The 1,452-nt window shown below is 67.7% G+C and carries 1 protein-coding gene; it reads right to left on the bottom strand.

Annotated elements, in window-relative coordinates; translation table 11 throughout:
- A partial coding sequence (locus tag AC1D15_RS32015) for an FG-GAP repeat domain-containing protein (RefSeq protein WP_477829224.1) occupies window positions 1-1,452 on the bottom strand: 1,452 nt, incomplete at both ends.

Below are 1,452 nucleotides of genomic sequence, written 5' to 3'. Positions count from 1 at the left end.
GGCCAGACAGTCCACGCGGCCATCGCCGTTGAAGTCCAGCGGTGATTGGCAGCCGCTGCCGACACCGCTGCCGAGACCGCTCCCGGTCATCGGCACGAACGAGAAGTCACCGAGCGAGCGCCAGGCGGTCGCCGGCGGCTGCAGATTCGCCCCCGTGCCCAGCAGCCCGGCGCGTGCGAGGTCGAGGTTGCCGTCGCTGTCCAGGTCGATCACGTTGGAAGGCTGCCCCAGCGCATACGGCCCCTGCGGTCGCGCGTAGAGGTTCTGGTGGGTCACGTTGGTGGGCTGCTCGACGAAGCCGCCCTGCCCGTCGCCCTTGAACACCTGCGTGCACACCTCGGCCACGCACGGGTCGTTGGAGGGTGCAAGCGTCACGCCCTGGTTCGGCAAGTAGGCCGTGACGATATCCATCAGGCCGTCGTTGTCGATGTCCAGCAGGTAGAAGGTGTAGCCGGAGGTCCAGCCGAAGCCGTCCTGGATCTCGCCATGGCTCGTGATGTAGCTGTCCTGGCTGGCATGCTCCAGCAGCGTCACGCCGGTGATGGCCTTGCGCTGGAACGTGCCGTCGCCGTTGTTGAGGTACAGCTCGCTGCCGCTGCCCGCGCACGCCGTGGTGGTGTTCACCGACGTGGTCTCGTAGCGGTCGCGGAACCGCAGCAGGTCCGGCAGCCCGTCGCCATTGAAATCGGCCACCCGCGTGCTGAAGCAGCCGTTGCTGTGGAAGAGCCACTGGTCCGCGCCGATCAGGTTGAAGTTGCCGGCCTGCCGGAACGTGCCGTCGCCGTTGCTGAGGTAGAGCTGGTTCAGCGCCGGGTTGTCCGACCAGCGGATGATGTCGGTCTTGCCGTCGCCGTCGAAGTCGGCGGTGATGACGCCGGCGTTCGAATAGCGCTTCGCGCCCAGCCCGATCACCGTGCTCTGCATCGTCAGCGTCGCCATCGCGCTGGCGGCGAATGCCGCGTTGCGCTGGTAGGCCTCGCCGCCGCCGGGCGCGTAGTCGAAGGTGGTCGGCGGCAGGCACGGCGACTCGGCCACGCCCAGGCATTCGGTGATGCGCACGAGCCGGCTGCGGTTGGTCACCGGGCCGTTGTCGTAGGCAAGCCGCACCGTCTTGATCTTGAGCGGCGAGACATCGACATTCGAGAAGGTCTGCACCTGCACGAGCTGCTGGAGGTTGAGCTGCTTGCTGCCGGCCACCCAGGCCTCGCGGCGGTCGTGCGACTTGCCCGCGGGAGCAGTCGCCGGCAGGTCGACGTAGCTGAAGACGATCTTGTGGGCCGGCGCCTGGGTGGCGCTGCCGGTGTAGCGGATCTCGCGCAAGCTCCAGTCGTGGCCCGGGATGACGCTGCCCTGGGTCGCGCTGCCCCAGGCAACGCCGCGTTGCTGGTACTGGAAGTCGATGTAGTTGCCCTTCAGGTCGCTGCTGCGACTGATCAGCCAGGTGGTGATGAC

The organism is Rhizobacter sp. P2_H2 (assembly GCF_056403375.1).
Note: the sequence above shows the minus strand (reverse complement) of the source record. Positions and strands in the feature narration are given on the sequence as shown.